The sequence below is a fragment of the Antarcticirhabdus aurantiaca genome (assembly GCF_009765365.1).
GTDB lineage: Bacteria > Pseudomonadota > Alphaproteobacteria > Rhizobiales > Rhizobiaceae > Antarcticirhabdus > Antarcticirhabdus aurantiaca.
The window spans coordinates 49,800-67,350 of record NZ_VTOM01000017.1 but is presented as its reverse complement, the minus strand read 5'-3'; the positions used below and the strand labels follow the sequence as shown (position 1 = coordinate 67,350).

The window sequence follows — 17,551 nt, the reverse complement described above, 5'->3', positions numbered from 1 at the left end:
CGTCAGTCGGACTACGGCAGCCAGCTCTCGTATTTCGGATGGGTGGCGTCGACCGGTAAGCGCACGTCGGTGCCGGTCCAGGCCGAGTGGTAGACCGCCGTCACCAGCTCCAGCGAGGCGCGGCTGTCGCGGCTCGTCACCGGCGGCGCATCGCCGGATACGAGCGCGGCGTAAAAGGCCGCCATCTGTCCGTCGAAGCGGCGCCCGACCGGCGTCCAGTCCGCGAGACGGGCGTCGATCCGCGCCTTCACCTCGTCGTCCCGTGGGATCACCACCCAAGGCCCGTCGCCCGGCGAATAGGCGGCGTGGTTGCTCTCGAAGGTGACGTTCTCGAAGTGCAGGCGCAGGCGGCTGATCTCGTCCTGGCTGCCGAGGGTGGCCGTCGAGGACATCAGCGCGCCGTTCTTCATCGCCCAGGAGGAGGATACGCAGTCCTCGACCTCGATGTCGTTCACCCGCGTCGCGATGCGCGCGAAGACGTTGTCGACCGGACCCATCAGGAACATCGCGAGGTCGTGGATGTGGATCGCGTGGGTCATCAGGACGCCGCCGAGCTCCGTCCGCCAGCGCCCGCGCCAGGGATTGTCGTAATAGGCGGCGGTGCGCTTCCAGAAGGTCTCGACCGAGCCGGCATAGGGCTTGCCGGCGATCCCCGCCTCGATGATGGCTTTCGCCTGCATCGCTCCGTCGCCGTAGCGATACTGGAAGATCGGCATCAGCCGGCCGCGGGCCTGGGCTTCCGCCTCGATGATCTCGTCGACCTGGGCGAGCGAGCCGACCAGCGGCTTCTCGCAGACGACGTGCTTGGCCGCCGCGAGCGCCTCCAGGATCATCGGCCGATGCGTCGCGGGCGGCGTGCAGACGTCGACGATGTCGATGTCGGGCATGGCGAGGACGTCGGCGAAGCTCGTCGTGCGGCGTGGTACGCCGAACTCGTCGGCGACGGTGCCCATGCGGGCCTCGTCGAGGTCGCAGACCGCCAGCACCTCGAACTTGTCGGGGTGGCGGGCATAGCCCTCCTCGATGTGCGAGCGGCCGATGCCGCAACCGACGACGGCGACGGTGAAGCGGCGGCTCATGCGTGGGCCCCTTCGGCAAGCGCCTGCGCGGTGAGCGCCAGCTCCATGGCTGCGAAACAGCGGTCCTGCGGCATGGCGGTCTGCGTCCGGTTCCGGATGTCGGCGATGAGCTGGCGCGCGTAGGGCAGGTCGCCGTCCGAGCAGTCGAAGTGCCGCACGCCCTTGGCATCGGTCAGGAAGAGGTGGTCGGTGCCCGGCCGTCCGGCGATGTCGACATATTTGCGCAGCTCGATCATGCCTTCGGTGCCGGTGATGAACAGCCGCCCGTCGCCCCAGACCGGCAGGCCGTCCGGCGTGAACCAGTCGACGCGCACGAAGCCCGTGGCCTCGGCGGTGGCGAGGTGGATGTCGCCGGTGTCCTGGAGGCCGGGCCTGTCCGGATGAGCGCGGTTGAAGACGCGGGCGGAGAGGACCTCGGCCTTCGTTTCGCCGGTGAAGAACAGGAACTGCTCGCACTGGTGCGAGGCGATGTCGACGAGAATGCCGCCGTAGCGCTCGCGCTCGAAGAACCAGCCGGGGCGCTGCTCCTTCCGCATCCGATGCGGCCCGAAGCCGGCGGTGGAGACGACGCGGCCGATGGCGCCGCTCTTCACCAGTTCGCCGGCGCGCACCGTCGCGCGGTTCTCGAAGTGCTCCGAGTAGAGGATCGAGAGGATGCGGCCCGTCTCGGCCTGGACGCGCCGCAGCTCGTCGAGCTGGGCGAAGGTCGTCATGCCCGGCTTGTCCAGCATCACGTCCTTGCCGGCGCGCATCGCCTCCACCGCGATGCCCGCGCGGTCGGCGGGGACCGCGGCGCTGACGATCAGCTCGATGCTGTCGTCCTCCAGCACCCGGCGCCGGTCGTCGAGGCGCGGAGCCTGCGGGTACTTCGCGGCGAATTCGGCCGCGAGGTCGTCCTCGGGCGAGACGAAGCCGACGAGCTCGGCGCCTTCCCGCAGGAGGCAGTCGACCTGCCCGTAGATGTGGTTGTGATTGAGGCCGACGGCCGCGAAGCGAAGTGCTGTCATGGTGATGCCCTCAGCGCTTCATGCCGGTGGTGGCGATGCCCTCGATGAGGAGGCGCTGGAAGAAGATGAAGAAGATGAAGATCGGAACGAGCGAGAGGTTCGACATCGCGAAGAGCGCGCTCCAGTCCGATGCGCCGGAACTGTCGACGAAGGAGCGCAGGCCGAGCTGCACCGTGTAGGTGTTGATGTCGTTGAGGTAGATCAGCGGCCCGAAGAAGTCGTCCCAGGTCCAGATGAAGGAGAAGATCGCGGCCGTCGCCAGAACGGGCAGCGAGAGCGGCAGCATGATCTTCCAGTAGATCCGCCAGGGCGAGCAGCCGTCCATGACCGCCGCCTCGTCCAGCTCGCGCGGAATGCCGCGGAAGAACTGCACCATCAGGAAGATGAAGAAGGCGTCCGTCGCGAGGTACTTCGGCACGATGAGGGGCAGGGGCGTGTTCACCCAGCCGAGCTCGAGGAAGAGGATGTACTGGGGAATGAGCACGACGTGATAGGGCAGCATCAAGGTGCCCAGCATCAGCGCGAACCAGAAGTTCCGTCCGCCGAACTTGAGCCTGGCGAAGGCGAAGGCCGCGAGCGAGCAGCCCACCACGTTGCCGATGGTGGCGAGCACCGAGATCACGAGCGAGTTCCAGAAGAACTGCCCGAACGAGACCTGGAGCCCCGTCCATCCCCTGACATAGGCACTGAGGTCGACGCTGGATGGCCAGAGCGAGGCCGTGCCGAACAGCTCGTCCTGCGGACGCACCGAGCCCGAGACCATCCAGAGGATGGGATAGAGCATGGCGAAGGAGGCCAGGATCAGGATCAGGTGGATCAGCGCCGAGCGGGCGGGCGAGCGGCCCGTGCGCATCGGCGGAGCGCTCGCCGAAGCGCTCCCGAGGGCGGCGGCCACGTCAGTCATCGTAGTGCACCCAGTATTTCGCCGACAGGAAGGAGAAGGCGGTGAAGGCGGCGATGATCACGACGAGGATCCAGGCCAGCGCCGAGGCGTAGCCCATGCGGAAGAAGCCGAAGGCCTCCTGGTAGAGGTAGAGGGTGTAGAACAGCGTCGAGTTGATCGGCCCGCCCGTGCCCTCCGAGATGATGAAGGCCGGCGTGAAGGCCTTGAAGGCGTCGATGGTCTGGATGACGGCGTTGAAGAAGATGACCGGGGTGAGCAGCGGCAGCGTGATCTTCCAGAACTGCCGGGCCTTCGACGCCCCGTCGATCTCCGCCGCCTCGTACATGTCGGTCGGGATCTGCCTGAGACCTGCCAGGAAGATGATCATCGGCGAGCCGAACTGCCAGACCGACAGGATCACGAGGGTATAGAGCGAATAGTTCGGGTTCGAGATCCAGCTCGGCCCCTCGATGCCGAAGAGCTGCCAGAGGACCATGTTGACGAGGCCGTCGGAGGCGAAGAGCTGGCGCCAGAGGACCGCGATGGCGACGGAGGCGCCGAGGAGCGATGGCAGGTAGAAGATCGCCCGGTAGACCGGCAGGCCCTTGAGCCCGCGGTTGAAGGCCATGGCGACGAGCAGCGCGAAGGCGAGCTTCAGCGGCACCGACAGGACCACGTAGAGGAAGGTCACCTTCATCGCCGCCGCGAACTTCGGGTCGGCGGTGGCGATGCGCACGTAGTTGGCCGCGCCGACCCAGTCCGGCGAGCGGATCAGGTCGTAATTGGTGAAGGACAGGTAGAGCGAGGCGAGGGCCGGCCCGAGCGTCAGCCCGAAAAAGCCGATGAGCCAGGGCAGAAGGAAGAGATAGGCCGGGCCGTTTCGCGCCCAGGCTCGGCGCGCGGCGCCGGGGACGGCCCCGGCGGGCGCGTTCGCGCCGCCGAGGTCCGTCGCCACGGACTGCATCGTCATGGGATCAACCCCGCTGGAGGATGGCGCTCGCTTCCGAATGGAGGGTCTCGCCCGCCTGTTCGGGCGTGATCTGGCCGAAGCCCACTTCCTCGTTGACGCGCTTCTGGACGAACTGGATCTCGCCCGCGCCCGACGGCGGGGCGGCCGGCAGCGGGCCGACGCCCGGCGTGATCAGCGCGATGTAGTCGACCATCGCCGTGTCGACCTCGTTCAGCTCCGGCGTCAGCGCCTCGCGGATGGCCTGGGAGGCGGGAACGCCGCGCTCGATGCCGATGGCCTTGGCGCCCGCGATGTCGGCGACGAGGAAGTTGGCGAAGGCGACCGCGGCGTCCGCCCCGCCGGTCGCGGCCGAGAGCGAGAGCAGCATGGAGGGCTTGAGATAGTGGCCCGACGGGCCGTCCTTCGCGCCCTTGGGGTAGGGGCCGAGGGTGAGCTTGGCCTTGTTCAGCGCCTGGTAGCCGACGAACTGGTTGGAATGCATGAAGGCGGTGGCCGCCTTGCCGGTGGTGAGCGCGTTCGTCTCGATGTTGAGCTGGTCGAGCGCCTGGATGTCGGGCGGCACGCAGGCGCCGCGCTCGCGCATGTCGGCCCAGAGCGCGAACCATTTCGCCGCGTCCGCCGGCTCGTAGCCGAGGCCGCCTTCGGGCGTGTAGAGCGCCTTGCCGTTCTGGCGCAGCCAGAGCTCGAAGGCCGGCTCGACGCCGCCCGCATCGGCGGAGGCGTAGTAGCCGGGCTTGGGCTTGTTCTCGCCGAACGTCGTCGCTGCTTCCGCGAATTCCTCCCAGGTCGTCTCGGGCGTCGGCGGCGTCGCGCCCGTGCCCTCCCAGGCCGCCGCGTCGAAGGCGATGGAAGAGGAGTTCACGCCGAGATTGATGCCGTAGAGCTTGCCGTCGACACGGCCGGAATCGATGTTGGCCGCGCCGAAATCCTCGATCTTGAGGGTTTGGCCCAGATACTCGTCGAGCGGCAGCAGCGCGCCGCGCCGCGCATATTCGAAGATGTAGCGGTAATCCATCTGGATGAGGTCGGGGGCGTTGCGGCCGGCGACCTGCGTCGCGAGCCGCGGCCAGTAGTCGGACCAGCCGGCGAACTCGCCGACGATCTGCGTCTGGGGCGCGGCGGCCTTGTAGGCCTCGAGGGCGCGGTTGGTGCGGTCGGCCCGCTCCTGGCTGCCCCACCACAGGAAGCGCAGGCGCTGCTCCTGGGCGAGCGCCAAGCCGGGCGCCCCGAGAGCGGCCAGCGACAAGGCGGCCGCGCCGGCTTTGAGGATGCTGCGGCGATTCATGGATGGGGTCATGCGGTGTCCTCCCGATCAAAACCGCCGCGCCCGGCTCTCCCACCGGATAATCGCGCGCCGGCTTGTTGCCGACTTATAACTGTTTGGTTACAACGGACCACTGATCGAAGTGGTTGTCAAGCAGAGGTGCAGGGAATGGAGGACGCTCGGTCTGAGGTTGCGGACGGTGTCGGAGAGGCCGCGGTGGAGACGGCGAAGGCGCCGGTTCGCAAGGCGGCGGCGCGCCGTACGGCTGGGTCGACGCGCAACCCCGAGCGCACGAAGGCCGCGATCTTCGAGGCCGCCAAGCGCGAATTCGCGGAGAAGGGGTTGGCGGGGGCGCGCATCGACGTCGTCGCCCGGCGCGCCGGCACCAACAAGCGGATGATCTACCACTACTGGGGCGACAAGGACGCGCTCTACCTCGCCGTCCTGTCCGACGCCTACCGGCAGATCCGCCATGCCGAGCGGCGGCTGAACCTCACGCGTCGCGACCCGGAGGAGGGGTTGCGCGAGCTCGCCCTCTTCACCTGGCACTATTACCTCGATCACCCGGAGTTCCTCAGCCTCCTCGCGACCGAGAACCTCAACAAGGCGAGGTACCTGCGCCAGGCCGAGGACATCCCCGAGATGCACTCGAACTTCCAGGGCGAACTGGCCGACGTGCTGCGGCGCGGCACGGACGGCGGCGTGTTCCGGGCCGGTCTCGATCCGGTGACGGTGTACCTCACCATCGCCTCGCTCGGCTATTTCTACCTGTCCAACCGCTACACGCTCTCGACCATCTTCCGCCGCGACCTCCAGTCGCCGACCGAGCTGGAGCGCTGGGGCGATCATATCGCCGCGACCGTGATCGCCGCCTGCCGCGCGTGAGGCGCCGGCAATTACCCGGTTGACAAGCACGGCGATTCCTCTCCACAAATAACCAAACGGTTACTAGCGCCTGCAGCAAAGGCGCGTGCGGCGCAGCATGGGAGTGGCGTCGGACCGGTTCTCAAGCGGAGGCATCGCGATGAAGCGGATCGGCGTGATCATGCACGGGATCACCGGGCGCATGGGCTACAACCAGCACCTCGTGCGCTCGGTGGTGGCCATCCGGGCGCAGGGCGGCGTCACGCTTTCGACCGGCGAGAAGGTCATGCTCGACCCGATCCTCGTCGGCCGCAACATCGAGAAGGTCGGCGAGATCGCCAAGCGCCACGGCATCGAGCGCTGGACCGACGATCTCGACGCGGCCCTGAAGAACCCCGACGACACGCTGTTCTTCGACGCCGGCACGACGCAGATGCGTGGGCAACTGCTCGCGAAAGCCATCCGCGCCGGCAAGGACGTCTACTGCGAGAAGCCCATCGCCGACACGATGGAGGAGGCGCTGGAGGTCGCGCGCCTCGCCGAAAGCGCCGGCGTGCGCCACGGCGTCGTCCAGGACAAGCTCTTCCTGCCGGGGCTTCGCAAGCTCGCAATGCTGCGCGACAGCGGCTTCTTCGGCCAGATCCTCTCGGTGCGCGGCGAGTTCGGCTACTGGGTCTTCGAGGGCGACTGGCAGCCGGCCCAGCGCCCGTCCTGGAACTACCGCCTGAAGGACGGCGGCGGCATCATCCTCGATATGCTGTGCCACTGGCGCTACGTCCTCGACGACCTCTTCGGCGAGGTGAAGGCCGTCTCGTGCCTCGGCGCCACGCACATCCCGTCCCGCGTCGACGAGCACGGCCGGCGCTACGAGGCCGACGCGGACGACGCGGCCTATGCCACCTTCGAACTGGAAGGCGGCGTGATCGCGCAGATCAACTCGTCCTGGGCCGTGCGCGTGCGCCGCGACGACCTCGTCACCTTCCAGGTCGACGGGACCCTCGGCTCGGCCGTCGCCGGCCTCACCAAGTGCTGGACGCAGCACCGGGTGAACACGCCGAAGCCCGTCTGGAACCCCGACCAGTCCCAGACCATCGACTTCTACCGGACCTGGGACGAGGTGCCGGACAACGTGACCTACGACAACGGCTTCAAGGCGCAGTGGGAAATGTATGTCCGCCACCTCGTTGAGGGCGGCCCCTGGCCCTACGGGCTGATGGAGGGCGTGAAGGGCGTGCAGCTCGCCGAACTCGGCCTGAAGTCCTGGCGCGAGCGCCGCTGGCTCGACGTGCCGGCGATCGGCTGAGGAGGCGCGCGACCCCCATGACCGAGATCGTCCTGCCGACCCCGAACCGCCGCACCGAGACATACCGACTGACCGGCACCCCCGTGCCGCTCGCCCGCCGCCGGGCCTCCGACTTCGACCGCATCGCCTATGCCGCGGCGCACGTCGTCTCCGACCCGCTCGCCGAGAGCGATCCCTGGGTCGCGCCCGCCATCGACTGGGACGCGACGCTGCGCTTCCGCCATCGGCTCTGGGACCTCGGCCTCGGCGTCGCCGAAGCCATGGACACGGCCCAGCGCGGCATGGGCCTCGCTTACGAGGACGCGCAGGAGCTGATCCGCCGCTCGCTGAAGGAGGCCCGCTCGCGCGGCGAGGGCGACGGCCTCATCGCCTGCGGCGCCGGCACCGACCATCTCGCGCCCGGCCCCGGCCAGTCGCTGCGCGACATCGCCAACGCCTATGACGAACAAGTGGCCTTCGTGGAAGGGGAGGGCGGGCAGGTCATCCTCATGGCGAGCCGCGCGCTCGCCGCCCACGCCAGGGACCCCGAGGACTACCTCGAAGTCTACGACCACGTCCTCTCCAAGACCGAGCGCCCGGTGATCATCCACTGGCTCGGCGAGATGTTCGATCCCGCCCTCGAAGGCTATTGGGGGTCGAGCGACCATCTCGAAGCGATGGACACGTGCTTGGCGATGATCGAGGCGAACGCCGCCAGGATCGACGGCATCAAGGTCTCGCTCCTGTCGAAGGAGAAGGAGATCGCCATGCGCCGGCGGCTTCCGGCGGGCGTCCGCATGTATACCGGCGACGACTTCAACTATGCCGAACTCATCGCCGGCGACGAGCACGGCCATTCCGACGCGCTTCTCGGCATCTTCGACGCCATCGCCCCAGCCGCCTCGCAGGCGCTGGCGGACCTGAAAAACGGCCGCCTCGACGGGTTCCACGCGACGCTGGAGCCGACCGTCGCCCTGTCGCGCCACATCTTCCGGGCGCCGACCCGCTTCTACAAGACCGGCGTCGTCTTCCTGGCCTGGCTGAACGGGCTCCAGGACCACTTCACCATGGTGGGCGGCCAGGAAAGCGCCCGCTCGACGCTGCACCTCGCCAAGCTCTTCCGCCTCGCCGACCGCGCCGGCGTCCTCGCCGATCCCGACGAGGCGGCGCGGCGCATGGCGCAGTTCCTGAGCGTCCGGGGCGTCCATTGACGGACGCGCCCACCCTTCGCGTCGTCGAGGCCGGGCTCTTCGAGCGGCCCGTCGCGATGCGCTTGCCCTTCCGCTTCGGCGCGGCGACGGTGACGCGCGCGCGCCAGGCCTTCCTGCGCCTGCGCGTCGAGGACGGTGCCGGTCGGCAGGCGGAGGGCTACGCCGCCGAGCTGATGGTGCCGAAGTGGTTCGACAAGAACCCGGAGCTGTCCAACGAAGACAACGAGGCGCAGCTGCGCCGCTCGCTGCAGATCGCCGCCGGCCTCGCGCTGGAGGCCGCGCCTGCCAGCGCCTTCGGCCTCCACGCCGCTCTTGAGCCGGCTCACCACCGCGCGGCCGGCGCGGAAGGGCTCAACGGCCTCATCGCCTCCTTCGGTCTCGCCCTCGTCGACCGTGCCATCCTCGACGCCCTTTGCCGGCTCGACGACCTGCCGGTCACGGACGCCATTCGCGCCAACCGTCCGGGCATCGACGCCTCGACGACGCGGGACCTCGCGGGCTTCGACCTGCCTGCCTTCCTCGCCGGCCTCCGCCCACAGCCGAGTCTCCATCTCCGCCACACTGTCGGCTACGCCGACGCGCTGCGGCCGGAGGAGGTGGGCACCCGCCTCGGCGACGGACTGCCTGAGAGCCTGACGGAGGAGATCGAGGCGCTCGGCATCTCGCACTTCAAGATCAAGCTCTCCGGCCGTCCGGAAGCCGACGTCGAGCGGCTCAAAGCCGTCGCCGGCGTTCTCGACCGCTTTGACCGCTACCGCGCGACCCTCGACGGCAACGAGCAGTTCGACGACGAGGCCCATGTCCTCGACCTCTGGGACCGCATCGAGGCCGAGCCGGCCCTCAAGCGCCTCCGGTCTTCGATCCTCTTCGTCGAGCAGCCGATCAATCGAGCCAAGGCGCTCTCCGAGCCGGTCGCGCGCCTCGCCGTGCGCGTGCCCGTCGAGATCGACGAATCCGACGGCACGCCGAACGCCTTCCTGGAAGCGCGCGCCTGCGGCTACACCGGCATCTCTTCCAAGTCCTGCAAGGGCTTCTACCGCGCCGTCCTCAACGCCGCGCGTGTCGCACAGTGGAACGCGCAAGCCGGAAGCGAGTGCTTCTTCATGTCGGCCGAGGACCTGACCACCCAGGCCGGCATCGCCGTCCAGCAGGACCTCGCGCTGGCGAGCCTCCTCTCGCTCGGCCACGTCGAGCGCAACGGCCACCACTACGTCGACGGCATGGCCGGGGCGGATGCGCGGGAGGCCGGCGCCTTCCTCGACGTCCATCCCGACCTTTATCGGCCGCATGGCGCCAACCTCCGGCTGCGCGTCGAGGCGGGCCGCATCGCGCTCGGCTCGGTTCTGGCGAGCCCCGGCCTCGGCGTCGCGGCCCCGGCGGCCGAGGCCGCCTTCGCAAGCTTGTCGGAAAAGGACATCGCGGCATGAGCACGGACCTCTCCGGCCTCTCCATCAACTTCGCGACCGTCCGTCAGGCCGGCTCCTTCGGCGAGATCGTCGATGCCTGCCTGTCGCGGGGCATCCGCGCGATCTCCCCCTGGCGCGAGCACGTCGCCGGAGCGGGGCTCGACGAGGCCGCGCGCATCGTGCGCGACAACGGTCTTCGGGTCACCGGCTACTGCCGCGGCGGCTTCTTTCCCGCGCCCGACGAGGCCGGCCGCCGCGCCGCGCTGGACGACAACCGCCGCGCCGTCGACGAGGCCGCGGCGCTCGGCGCGGACTGCCTGGTGATGGTGGTGGGCGGCCTGCCCAAGGGCTCGCGCGATCTGCCCGGCGCCCGCGCCATGGTCGCCGACGGCATGGCCGAGCTCCTGCCTTACGCCCGCTCGGCCGGGGTCAAGCTCGCGGTCGAGCCGCTGCACCCGTCCTACGCGGGCGATCGCGCCTGCTTCAACACGCTCAAGCAGTCGCTCGACCTTTGCGACGCGCTCGGCGAGGGCGCCGGCGTCGCCATCGACGTCTACCACGTCTGGTGGGACCCCGAGCTCGAGGCGCAGATCGCCCGCGCCGGCCGCGCCGGCCAGATCTACGCCCACCACATCTGCGACTGGCTGGTGCCGACCACCGACATCCTCAACGATCGCGGCATGATGGGCGACGGCGTGATCGATCTGAAGCGCTTCCGCGGCCTCATCGAGGCCGCCGGTTTTCACGGCCCCCAGGAGGTCGAGATCTTCTCGCACCGCTGGGGCGCGCGGCCCGCCGGCGAGGTGCTCGACACGATCGTCGAGCGTTATCGGACGGTGTGCTGAGACTTCGACAGGTGGCCGCGCGGGAAGAGGCGCGGCCGGGAGGAATGAAAATGGCATCGCAAACGACCCGCACCCGCTACGTCCTCGTCGGCACGGGCAATCGCGGCACGACGATGTGGGGGCGCGAGCTTCTCGCGGGCTGGTCGAGCCACGTCGAGCTCGTCGGCATCTGCGACCTGAACCTGATGCGGGCGGAGCGCGCGCGGGCGATGATCGGCTCGAACGCCCCGCTCTACGCCGACTTCGACGCGATGATGGCCGAGCTGAAGCCCGCCCTCGTGATCGTCTGCACGCCCGACGACACCCACGACGACATCATCGTCAAGGCGATGGAAGCGGGCGCCGACGTCATCAGCGAGAAGCCGATGACGACGAGCTTCGAGAAGATCGAGCGCATCCGCGAGGCGGAGAAGCGCACCGGGCGCCGCGTCGACGTGTCCTTCAACTACCGCTTCGCGCCGACCGCCGCGCGCATGAAGGAGCTGATCCAGGACGGCGCGATCGGTGAGGTCACCTCCGTCGACTTCCACTGGTACTTGGACAACGCCCATGGCGCCGACTACTTCCGCCGCTGGCACGCCTTCACCAAGCATTCGGGCTCGCTCTTCGTTCACAAGGCGACCCACCACTTCGACCTCCTCAACTGGTATCTCGAATCCGACCCCGTCGAGGTGAAGGGCTTCGGCCAGCTCCTTCATTACGGCCGCAACGGCCCCTTCCGCGGGCCCCGCTGCAAGACCTGCCCGCACAAGTCCGAATGCGACTACTACATGGACCTTGCGGCCGACCCGTTCCTCGACGCGCTCTACGAGGAGCCGTCCGCCGTCGACGGCTACTTCCGCGACGCCTGCGTGTTCCGCGAGGACATCGACATCCCCGACACGATGACGGCCTCGATCCGCTATGCCAGCGGCGTCCAGGTCTCCTATTCCCTGAACACTTACATGCCGATCGAGGGGCACCACATCGCCTTCAACGGCCGGCGCGGCCGCATCGAGATGCGGCAATACGAGCGCCAGCCCTGGAGCGAGCCGCCGGCCGACGAGATCCTTCTCGTCAAGAGCTTCGGCGGCGGCGTCGAGCGGATCTGGGTGCCGCACGAGCCGGGCGGTCATTACGGCGGCGACAACCGCATGCGCGACATGATCTTCAAGCCGGGCTCCAACGACCGCCTGAAGCAGCGCGCCGGCTCGCGCGCCGGCGCCATGTCCGTGCTCACCGGGCTCGCCGCCCTCCAGAGCGCGCGCGCCGGCGGATCGGTCGCCATCGAGCCCCAGCCGGCCTGAGACCTCAGGCCAACGGGTGGAAGCAGGCGGCGCGGTGGGCGCCGCCGCCGGCCGCATCAAGGTCCGGCTGCCGCTCGCGGCAGTCGGCCTGCACGCGGGGACAGCGCGAGGCGAAGGCGCAGCCGGGCGGCGGGTTCGCCGGGTCCGGCAGCTCGCCCGCATCGGCTCGGGAACCCGCCAGGCGCCGGCCCGGCACGGGCGCGGAGTCCAGGAGAAGGCGGGTATAGGGGTGGCGCGGAGCGGCGAAGATGGCACGCGCCGGCGACTCCTCGACCACCCGGCCGAAATACATCACCGCGATCCGGTCGGCGATCGCCTCCACCACCGACAGGTCGTGGGTGATGAAGACGTAGGCGAGGCCGCGCTCGTCCTGAAGCCCGCGCAGCAGCTTCAGGACTTGCGCCTGGATCGACACGTCGAGCGCCGAGACCGGCTCGTCGAGCACCAGCGTTCGCGGCTCGGCGGCGAGCGCGCGGGCGATGGCGATGCGCTGCGCCTGCCCGCCGGAGAACTCGTGCGGATAGCGCTCCAGCGCGTCCGGCCCGAGCCCCACGGCGTCCATCAGCTCGGGCAGGCGGCGCTGCCGCTCCCCCGCCGGAAGCCCGAGCCGGTGGCGCAGCGGCGCCTCGATCGCCCGGCCGACGGTCAGGCGCGGGTTGAGCGAAGCCGCCGGGTCCTGGAACACGTACTGCACGGCGCCGCCCCGCCCGTCTCCTCCGTCTGCCGCGCGGACCGAGCCCTCGCTCGGGCTGTCGAGACCGGCGAGGAGGCGGGCGAGGGTCGACTTGCCGCAGCCCGACTCGCCGACGATGCCGAGCGTTTCGCTGGCGACGAGGTCGAGATCGACGCCGCGCAGAGCGTGGATCGCGCGCCGGGGCGGTGCGAAGGGCAGCGAGCGGCCGCCGCCGAAGCGCTTGGCAAGGGCCCGGGCCTGGAGAACCGCGCTCATGCCGCTGCTCCCGGTGCGAGCGGATGGAGGCAGCGGACGGCGCGGTCGGCGGCTACGGACGCGAGCGGGATCTCGCCCCGGCGGCAGTCGTCGCGCACTCGCTCGCAGCGCTCGGCGAAGGCGCAGCCGGGCGGCAGGCGGTTCAGCGCCGGCACCCGGCCGGGGATCGCGGCGAGCTCGCGCTCCGGTCGCCCGACCACCGGCACGCAGTCGATCAGCTTGCGCGTATAGGGGTGGCGCGGCGCGTCGAGCACCGCCTTCACCGGGCCGGTCTCGACGATGCGGCCGGCATACATCACCGCGATGCGATCGCAGAGCTGCGAGACCACCCCGAAGTCGTGGGTGATGAAGAGGACGGCCATGCCGCGCTCGCGCCGCAGCCGGTCGAGAAGGCGCAGCACCTCCGCCTGGACGGTCACGTCGAGCGCCGTCGTCGGCTCGTCCGCGACGAGGAGCACGGGATCGTTGGCGAGCGCCATGGCGATGGCGACGCGCTGGCGAAGGCCCCCCGACAATTCGTGCGGAAAAGCGCGCATGCGCGCCTCCGGGTTGGGAATGCGCACCGTCTCGAACAGCTCGCGGCAGCGCGCTTCGGCTGCCTCGCGCGACACCTTGCGATGCGCCCGCACCGCCTCCATCACCTGATCGCCGACGCGCATCATGGGGTGGAGCGTCGAGAGCGGATCCTGGAAGACGTAAGCGATCGCGTCGCCGCGCAGCGCCTGCAGCTTCGACAACGGCGCGTCGAGGAGGTCTTCACCACCAAAGCCTACGCTGCCTCCGGTGATGTGAGCGGGCGGCGAGGGCACGAGCCCGGCGAGGCTCAGCGCCGTCACCGACTTGCCCGAGCCCGATTCGCCGACGAGGCCGAGGCATTCGCCGGGCGCGAGGACGAGATCCACGCCGCCGACGGCATGAAAGGTCTCGGACCCCGTGCGGAACTCCGCCCGGAGGCCCGCCACGTCGAGGACGGCGCCGGGCGCCGGGGCCCTCGACGGCCGCGCGCGGCCGGGATCGACGGCCGTGCGCGCCGAGGGGCGGGCCAGGGCGCCCGAGCGCAGGCGCGGGTCGAGGACGTCGCGGATGCCGTCGCCGAGGAGGTTGATCGATACGACGATGAGGAAGATCATCGCGCCCGGCACCAGCGAGACCATCGGCGCGGTGAACAGAAGGCGCCGCCCTTCGCCGAGCATTGAGCCGAGGTCGGCCTGCGGCGGCTGCGCGCCGAGGCCGAGGAAGGACAGGCCCGCCGTTTCCAGGATCATCCAGCCGACGGTCGTCGAGAGCGTCACGACGATCACCGGAAGCACATTGGGCAGGATCTCGGTGAGGACGATGTTGAGCTCGCTCTTCCCCGACAGCCGGGCCGCGTCGACGAAGTCGCGGCGCGCGAGGCCCATCGTCACGCCGCGGATGTTGCGGGCGAAGAAGGGGATGTTGACGAGCGCGATGGCGTAGAGGGCGTTGACGAGGCCGGGGCCGAGGATCGCGACGATGGCGAGCGCGAGGAGGATGTAGGGAAAGGCCATCAGCGTGTCGACGCCGCGCATCAGCGCCGAATCGACGAAGCGCCCGCAATAGCCGGCGGCAAGGCCGATCGCCGAGCCGACCACGGCCGCGATGAGCGAGGCGGCGATGCCGACGCTCAGCGAGACGCGCGTGCCCCAGATGAGGCGGGAAAGGACGTCGCGGCCGAGCGGATCGGTGCCGAGGAGGTGGCCGGGCGAGAACAAGGGCTTCAGCCGGTCCGCCGGTGCGGTGGCGTTCGGGTCGGGCAGCGGCAGGACCGGCGCGAGAAGCGCGACGAGGGCGACCAGGATCAGGAGAACGAGCCCGAGCGCGGCCGGCCTGTTGTGGAGGAGGAGCGCCAGCGAGGAGGGGCGCCGGGCGGCACGGCTGTCCACGGCGGGCGCGACCGGAGGCGCGTCGACGACGGCGCTCATGCGAGCCTCGGATCGAGAAGCGCCTGGGCGAGGTCGGCGGCGAGGTTGAAGAGGACGTAGGAGGCCGCCACCACGAGGACGCCCCCTTGCACGAGCAGCACGTCGCGCTTGGCGATCGCCTCGACCAGCATGGCGCCGATGCCCGGCCACTGGAACACCGTCTCGACGTAGACGGCGCCGCCGAGCACGAAGCCGGCCTGGATGCCGATCACCGGGATCACCGAGACGAGCGCGGCGCGGAAGGCGTGGCCGAAGAGGACCCGGCGTTCGCTGAGGCCCTTGGCGCGGGCGGTGCGCACGAAGTCCTGGCGCAGCACCTCCAGCATGGCGGTGCGCGTGAGCCGCGCGATGACGCCGCTCGCCACCACCGCCAGCGTCACGGCCGGCAGCACGAGGTGGTGCGCGACGTCGAGCGGCCCGCCGCCGCCGTAGATCGCGACCATCCCGCTCGGCGGAAAGACCGGCCAGGCGACGGCGAAGGCGAGGATGAGGATCAGGCCGAGCCAGAAGGAGGGAACTGAGATGCCGACGAGAACGGCGAGCGTGATCGCCCGGTCGGCCCAGCCGAACTGGCGCGCCGCCGACACGATGCCGGCGAGGAGCCCGATCACGGACGACAGGACGAGGGCTGCGCCCGCCAGGATCAGCGTCGCGCCGAAGCGCTGGCCGACCTCGTCCAGCACCGGCCGGTTGAGCGTGAAGGACTGGCCGAGATCGCCCTTGAGGACCCCGGAGATCCAAAGGCCGTACTGCTCGGGGAGCGAGCGGTCGAGGCCGAGGTCGGCGTTCAGCCGGGCGACGTTCTCGGGAGTCGCGAAGGAGCCGAGGATGGCCGTCGCCGCGTCGCCGGGGATCAGCGCGATCATCAGGAAGACGATCACGGACAGGCCGAAGAGCACGGGTATTGCGGCGAGCAGCCGCTTGGCGACGAAGGCGGTCATGCCGGGCGTCAGGTCTCCCTTCGGGATGGCGGAGCGGGCGGCGAGCGGCGTCAGGCCTTGGAGACGCCCTTGAGCGGCAGGAGGAAGGAAGGCTCCGGCTTGAAGCCCTGCACCGCGGCGGTCGAGGCGGTGGTCTGCTTCCAGTTGGCGACGAAGAGCCAGGGCGCGTCGTCGTGGACGAGGCGCTGGACCTCCTCGTAGAGCCGGCCGCGCTCGGCCTGGTCGGTGCTGCGGCGGGCTTTGTCCAGAAGCGCGTCGACGTCCGGGTTGGTGTAGTAGCCGGAGTTGAAGCCGCCGTTCTCCGGCAGCGCGTCGGCGCGCAGCGTCAGGAAGGGCAGGGTGTCGGGATCGTTGGTCATCCAGGCCATGGCGGCCATGTCGCCCTTGCCGGCGAGGCCCGGATTGACGGTCGAGAGATAGGTGTTCCACTCGAAGGTCTCGATCGCCGCCGTCAGCCCGACCGCTGCGAGGTCGGCCTGGATGGCGGTGGCCATGGCGACGGGCTCCAGCATGCCCGAGCCGCCCTGAGGCACGAGGAAGCGCAGCGTGGCCTGCGTGACGCCGGCCTCGGCCAGGAGCGCCTTGGCGCGCTCGGGATCGTGAGGATAGGGCTCGGTCGAGCCGTCATTGGCGAAGCCGAAGGCGCGGGGGATCGGTCCATCCGCGACGCTCGCCGTGCCCTGGAGGAGGCTGTCGACGATCGCCGCCTTGTTCACCGCGTAGTTCACCGCCTGGCGCACGCGCTTGTCGGCGAAAGGCCCTTCGCGCGTGTTGAGGATCAGGAACCAGACGTGCGGCCCCGGCGCCTCCTGGAGGACGAAGCTCGGATCGTCGCGGAAGAGCGCGATGCTGTCGGCCGGCACCTCCACCATGAGGTCGAGGCCGCCCGACAGCATCTCGGCGGTGCGGGTGTTGGCGTCCGCGACCGGCCGGAAGATCACCGCTTCCAGCGCCGGCGCGCCGTCCCAATAGCCCTCGTTGCGAGCGATCACCACGCGCTGGTTCGCCTGCCATTCGCCGAAGCGGAAGGGGCCGGTGCCGGACGGCGCGCGGCCGAAGTCCTTGGCCTTGGCCTCGACCCCGGCCGGTGAGACGATGAGCCCCGTGGGATAGGCGAGGTTCGACAGGAAAGGCGCGAAAGGCTCCTTCAGACGGAACTCGACGGTGCGCGGGTCGACCGCCGTCACGCTCTCCACGGTCGAGAAGAAAAAGGAGAGGGGAAAGGGGCCGGTGTCGTGGAAGGGGTGGTCGTCCTTCAGCATCCGGTCGAAGTTGAACACGACGGATGCGGCATCGAAGGGCGAGCCGTCGTGGAAGGTCACGCCGTCGCGCAAGGTGAAGCGGTAGAGGAGGCCGTCCGGCGCGATCGTCCACTCCGTCGCGAGCGCCGGCTCGACCTCCAGCGTGCCGGAGCGGAAGCGCACGAGGCCGTCATAGAGATTGACGGCGATGCGGAAGTCGTTGGTGGCGGTCGCGACATGCGGGTCGAGCGACTGCGGCTCGGCGATCTGGCCAACGGCGAGAACGCCCGGCGGGATCTGCGCGAAGCCGAGCCGCGGCAGTGCCGTAATCGCCGCAGCGGCCGCGAAGCCCTGAAGAACCGTTCGACGCCGCATGTCTC

General features: G+C 69.8%; 15 protein-coding genes. 6 read left to right on the top strand and 9 right to left on the bottom strand.

From position 1 onward, the window contains the following. Positions 1-11: 11 nt before the first annotated feature. Genes FZN60_RS19205 through FZN60_RS19185 form a run of 5 tightly spaced genes read right to left on the bottom strand, consistent with a single transcriptional unit; the run spans position 12 to position 5,236 of the window. Positions 12-1,079: a Gfo/Idh/MocA family protein gene (locus tag FZN60_RS19205; RefSeq protein WP_158875122.1), complete on the bottom strand. Its 1,068-nt coding sequence runs from the start codon at positions 1,077-1,079 to the stop codon at positions 12-14. After that, positions 1,076-2,086 (bottom strand): Gfo/Idh/MocA family protein, encoded by a 1,011-nt coding sequence (locus FZN60_RS19200; protein ID WP_158875121.1) that lies wholly within the window; start codon positions 2,084-2,086, stop codon positions 1,076-1,078. The genes FZN60_RS19205 and FZN60_RS19200 overlap by 4 nt, the downstream gene beginning before the upstream one ends. Positions 2,087-2,096: 10 nt before the next feature. Next, positions 2,097-2,990 carry a carbohydrate ABC transporter permease gene (locus FZN60_RS19195; protein WP_158875120.1) on the bottom strand — a complete coding sequence of 298 codons (894 nt, stop codon included), beginning with the start codon at positions 2,988-2,990 and terminating at the stop codon, positions 2,097-2,099. Next, complete coding sequence (locus tag FZN60_RS19190; RefSeq protein WP_422570309.1) at positions 2,983-3,933, bottom strand: carbohydrate ABC transporter permease; 951 nt, start codon at positions 3,931-3,933, stop codon at positions 2,983-2,985. Before FZN60_RS19190 ends, FZN60_RS19195 begins: the two co-directional genes overlap by 8 nt. Before the next feature lie 10 nt (positions 3,934-3,943). Continuing rightward, complete coding sequence (locus FZN60_RS19185; protein WP_158875119.1) at positions 3,944-5,236, bottom strand: ABC transporter substrate-binding protein; 1,293 nt, start codon at positions 5,234-5,236, stop codon at positions 3,944-3,946. A gap of 135 nt (positions 5,237-5,371) precedes the next feature. Between FZN60_RS19185 and FZN60_RS19180 the strand changes: the two genes are divergently transcribed. The 6 genes from FZN60_RS19180 (at position 5,372) to FZN60_RS19155 (ending at position 12,097) form a co-directional block, all read left to right on the top strand. Beyond that, positions 5,372-6,088 carry a TetR/AcrR family transcriptional regulator gene (locus FZN60_RS19180; RefSeq protein ID WP_158875118.1) on the top strand — a complete coding sequence of 239 codons (717 nt, stop codon included), beginning with the start codon at positions 5,372-5,374 and terminating at the stop codon, positions 6,086-6,088. A 139-nt stretch (positions 6,089-6,227) separates the two neighbouring features. After that, the gene (locus FZN60_RS19175) at positions 6,228-7,370 is read left to right on the top strand and encodes a Gfo/Idh/MocA family protein (protein WP_158875117.1); all 1,143 of its coding nucleotides are present in this window, start codon (positions 6,228-6,230) and stop codon (positions 7,368-7,370) included. Positions 7,371-7,387: 17 nt separating this feature from the next. Further along, complete coding sequence (locus FZN60_RS19170; protein ID WP_158875116.1) at positions 7,388-8,560, top strand: dihydrodipicolinate synthase family protein; 1,173 nt, start codon at positions 7,388-7,390, stop codon at positions 8,558-8,560. Further along, positions 8,557-9,987 (top strand): enolase-like domain-containing protein, encoded by a 1,431-nt coding sequence (locus FZN60_RS19165; protein WP_158875115.1) that lies wholly within the window; start codon positions 8,557-8,559, stop codon positions 9,985-9,987. Before FZN60_RS19170 ends, FZN60_RS19165 begins: the two co-directional genes overlap by 4 nt. Then, on the top strand, positions 9,984-10,811 hold the full coding sequence (locus FZN60_RS19160; protein ID WP_158875114.1) for a sugar phosphate isomerase/epimerase family protein: 828 nt from the start codon (positions 9,984-9,986) through the stop codon (positions 10,809-10,811). Before FZN60_RS19165 ends, FZN60_RS19160 begins: the two co-directional genes overlap by 4 nt. A 50-nt stretch (positions 10,812-10,861) precedes the next feature. Then, positions 10,862-12,097: a Gfo/Idh/MocA family protein gene (locus FZN60_RS19155; protein WP_158875113.1), complete on the top strand. Its 1,236-nt coding sequence runs from the start codon at positions 10,862-10,864 to the stop codon at positions 12,095-12,097. 4 nt (positions 12,098-12,101) lie between these two features. Here the strand turns inward: FZN60_RS19155 and FZN60_RS19150 are convergent, their stop codons facing one another. Genes FZN60_RS19150 through FZN60_RS19135 form a run of 4 tightly spaced genes read right to left on the bottom strand, consistent with a single transcriptional unit; the run spans position 12,102 to position 17,546 of the window. Continuing rightward, entirely contained in the window at positions 12,102-13,046 is a 945-nt protein-coding gene (locus FZN60_RS19150; RefSeq protein WP_158875112.1) for an oligopeptide/dipeptide ABC transporter ATP-binding protein, read from the bottom strand. Then, a complete protein-coding gene (locus FZN60_RS19145; RefSeq protein WP_158875111.1) occupies positions 13,043-14,989 on the bottom strand; it encodes a dipeptide/oligopeptide/nickel ABC transporter permease/ATP-binding protein in 1,947 nt (648 codons plus the stop codon). Before FZN60_RS19145 ends, FZN60_RS19150 begins: the two co-directional genes overlap by 4 nt. Beyond that, the gene (locus FZN60_RS19140) at positions 14,986-15,930 is read right to left on the bottom strand and encodes an ABC transporter permease (RefSeq protein WP_158875110.1); all 945 of its coding nucleotides are present in this window, start codon (positions 15,928-15,930) and stop codon (positions 14,986-14,988) included. The genes FZN60_RS19145 and FZN60_RS19140 overlap by 4 nt, the downstream gene beginning before the upstream one ends. 50 nt (positions 15,931-15,980) lie before the next feature. Then, the gene (locus FZN60_RS19135; protein WP_158875109.1) at positions 15,981-17,546 is read right to left on the bottom strand and encodes an ABC transporter substrate-binding protein; all 1,566 of its coding nucleotides are present in this window, start codon (positions 17,544-17,546) and stop codon (positions 15,981-15,983) included. Positions 17,547-17,551: the final 5 nt, after the last annotated feature.

Coding starts and splice junctions, on each gene's coding strand:
- FZN60_RS19205 (WP_158875122.1), bottom strand. CDS start 1,079: ATGAGCCGCCGCTTCACCGTCGCCGTCGTCGGTTGCGGCATCGGCCGC.
- FZN60_RS19200 (WP_158875121.1), bottom strand. CDS start 2,086: ATGACAGCACTTCGCTTCGCGGCCGTCGGCCTCAATCACAACCACATC.
- FZN60_RS19195 (WP_158875120.1), bottom strand. CDS start 2,990: ATGACTGACGTGGCCGCCGCCCTCGGGAGCGCTTCGGCGAGCGCTCCG.
- FZN60_RS19190 (WP_422570309.1), bottom strand. CDS start 3,933: ATGCAGTCCGTGGCGACGGACCTCGGCGGCGCGAACGCGCCCGCCGGG.
- FZN60_RS19185 (WP_158875119.1), bottom strand. CDS start 5,236: ATGACCCCATCCATGAATCGCCGCAGCATCCTCAAAGCCGGCGCGGCC.
- FZN60_RS19180 (WP_158875118.1), top strand. CDS start 5,372: ATGGAGGACGCTCGGTCTGAGGTTGCGGACGGTGTCGGAGAGGCCGCG.
- FZN60_RS19175 (WP_158875117.1), top strand. CDS start 6,228: ATGAAGCGGATCGGCGTGATCATGCACGGGATCACCGGGCGCATGGGC.
- FZN60_RS19170 (WP_158875116.1), top strand. CDS start 7,388: ATGACCGAGATCGTCCTGCCGACCCCGAACCGCCGCACCGAGACATAC.
- FZN60_RS19160 (WP_158875114.1), top strand. CDS start 9,984: ATGAGCACGGACCTCTCCGGCCTCTCCATCAACTTCGCGACCGTCCGT.
- FZN60_RS19155 (WP_158875113.1), top strand. CDS start 10,862: ATGGCATCGCAAACGACCCGCACCCGCTACGTCCTCGTCGGCACGGGC.
- FZN60_RS19150 (WP_158875112.1), bottom strand. CDS start 13,046: ATGAGCGCGGTTCTCCAGGCCCGGGCCCTTGCCAAGCGCTTCGGCGGC.
- FZN60_RS19145 (WP_158875111.1), bottom strand. CDS start 14,989: ATGAGCGCCGTCGTCGACGCGCCTCCGGTCGCGCCCGCCGTGGACAGC.
- FZN60_RS19140 (WP_158875110.1), bottom strand. CDS start 15,930: ATGACCGCCTTCGTCGCCAAGCGGCTGCTCGCCGCAATACCCGTGCTC.
- FZN60_RS19135 (WP_158875109.1), bottom strand. CDS start 17,546: ATGCGGCGTCGAACGGTTCTTCAGGGCTTCGCGGCCGCTGCGGCGATT.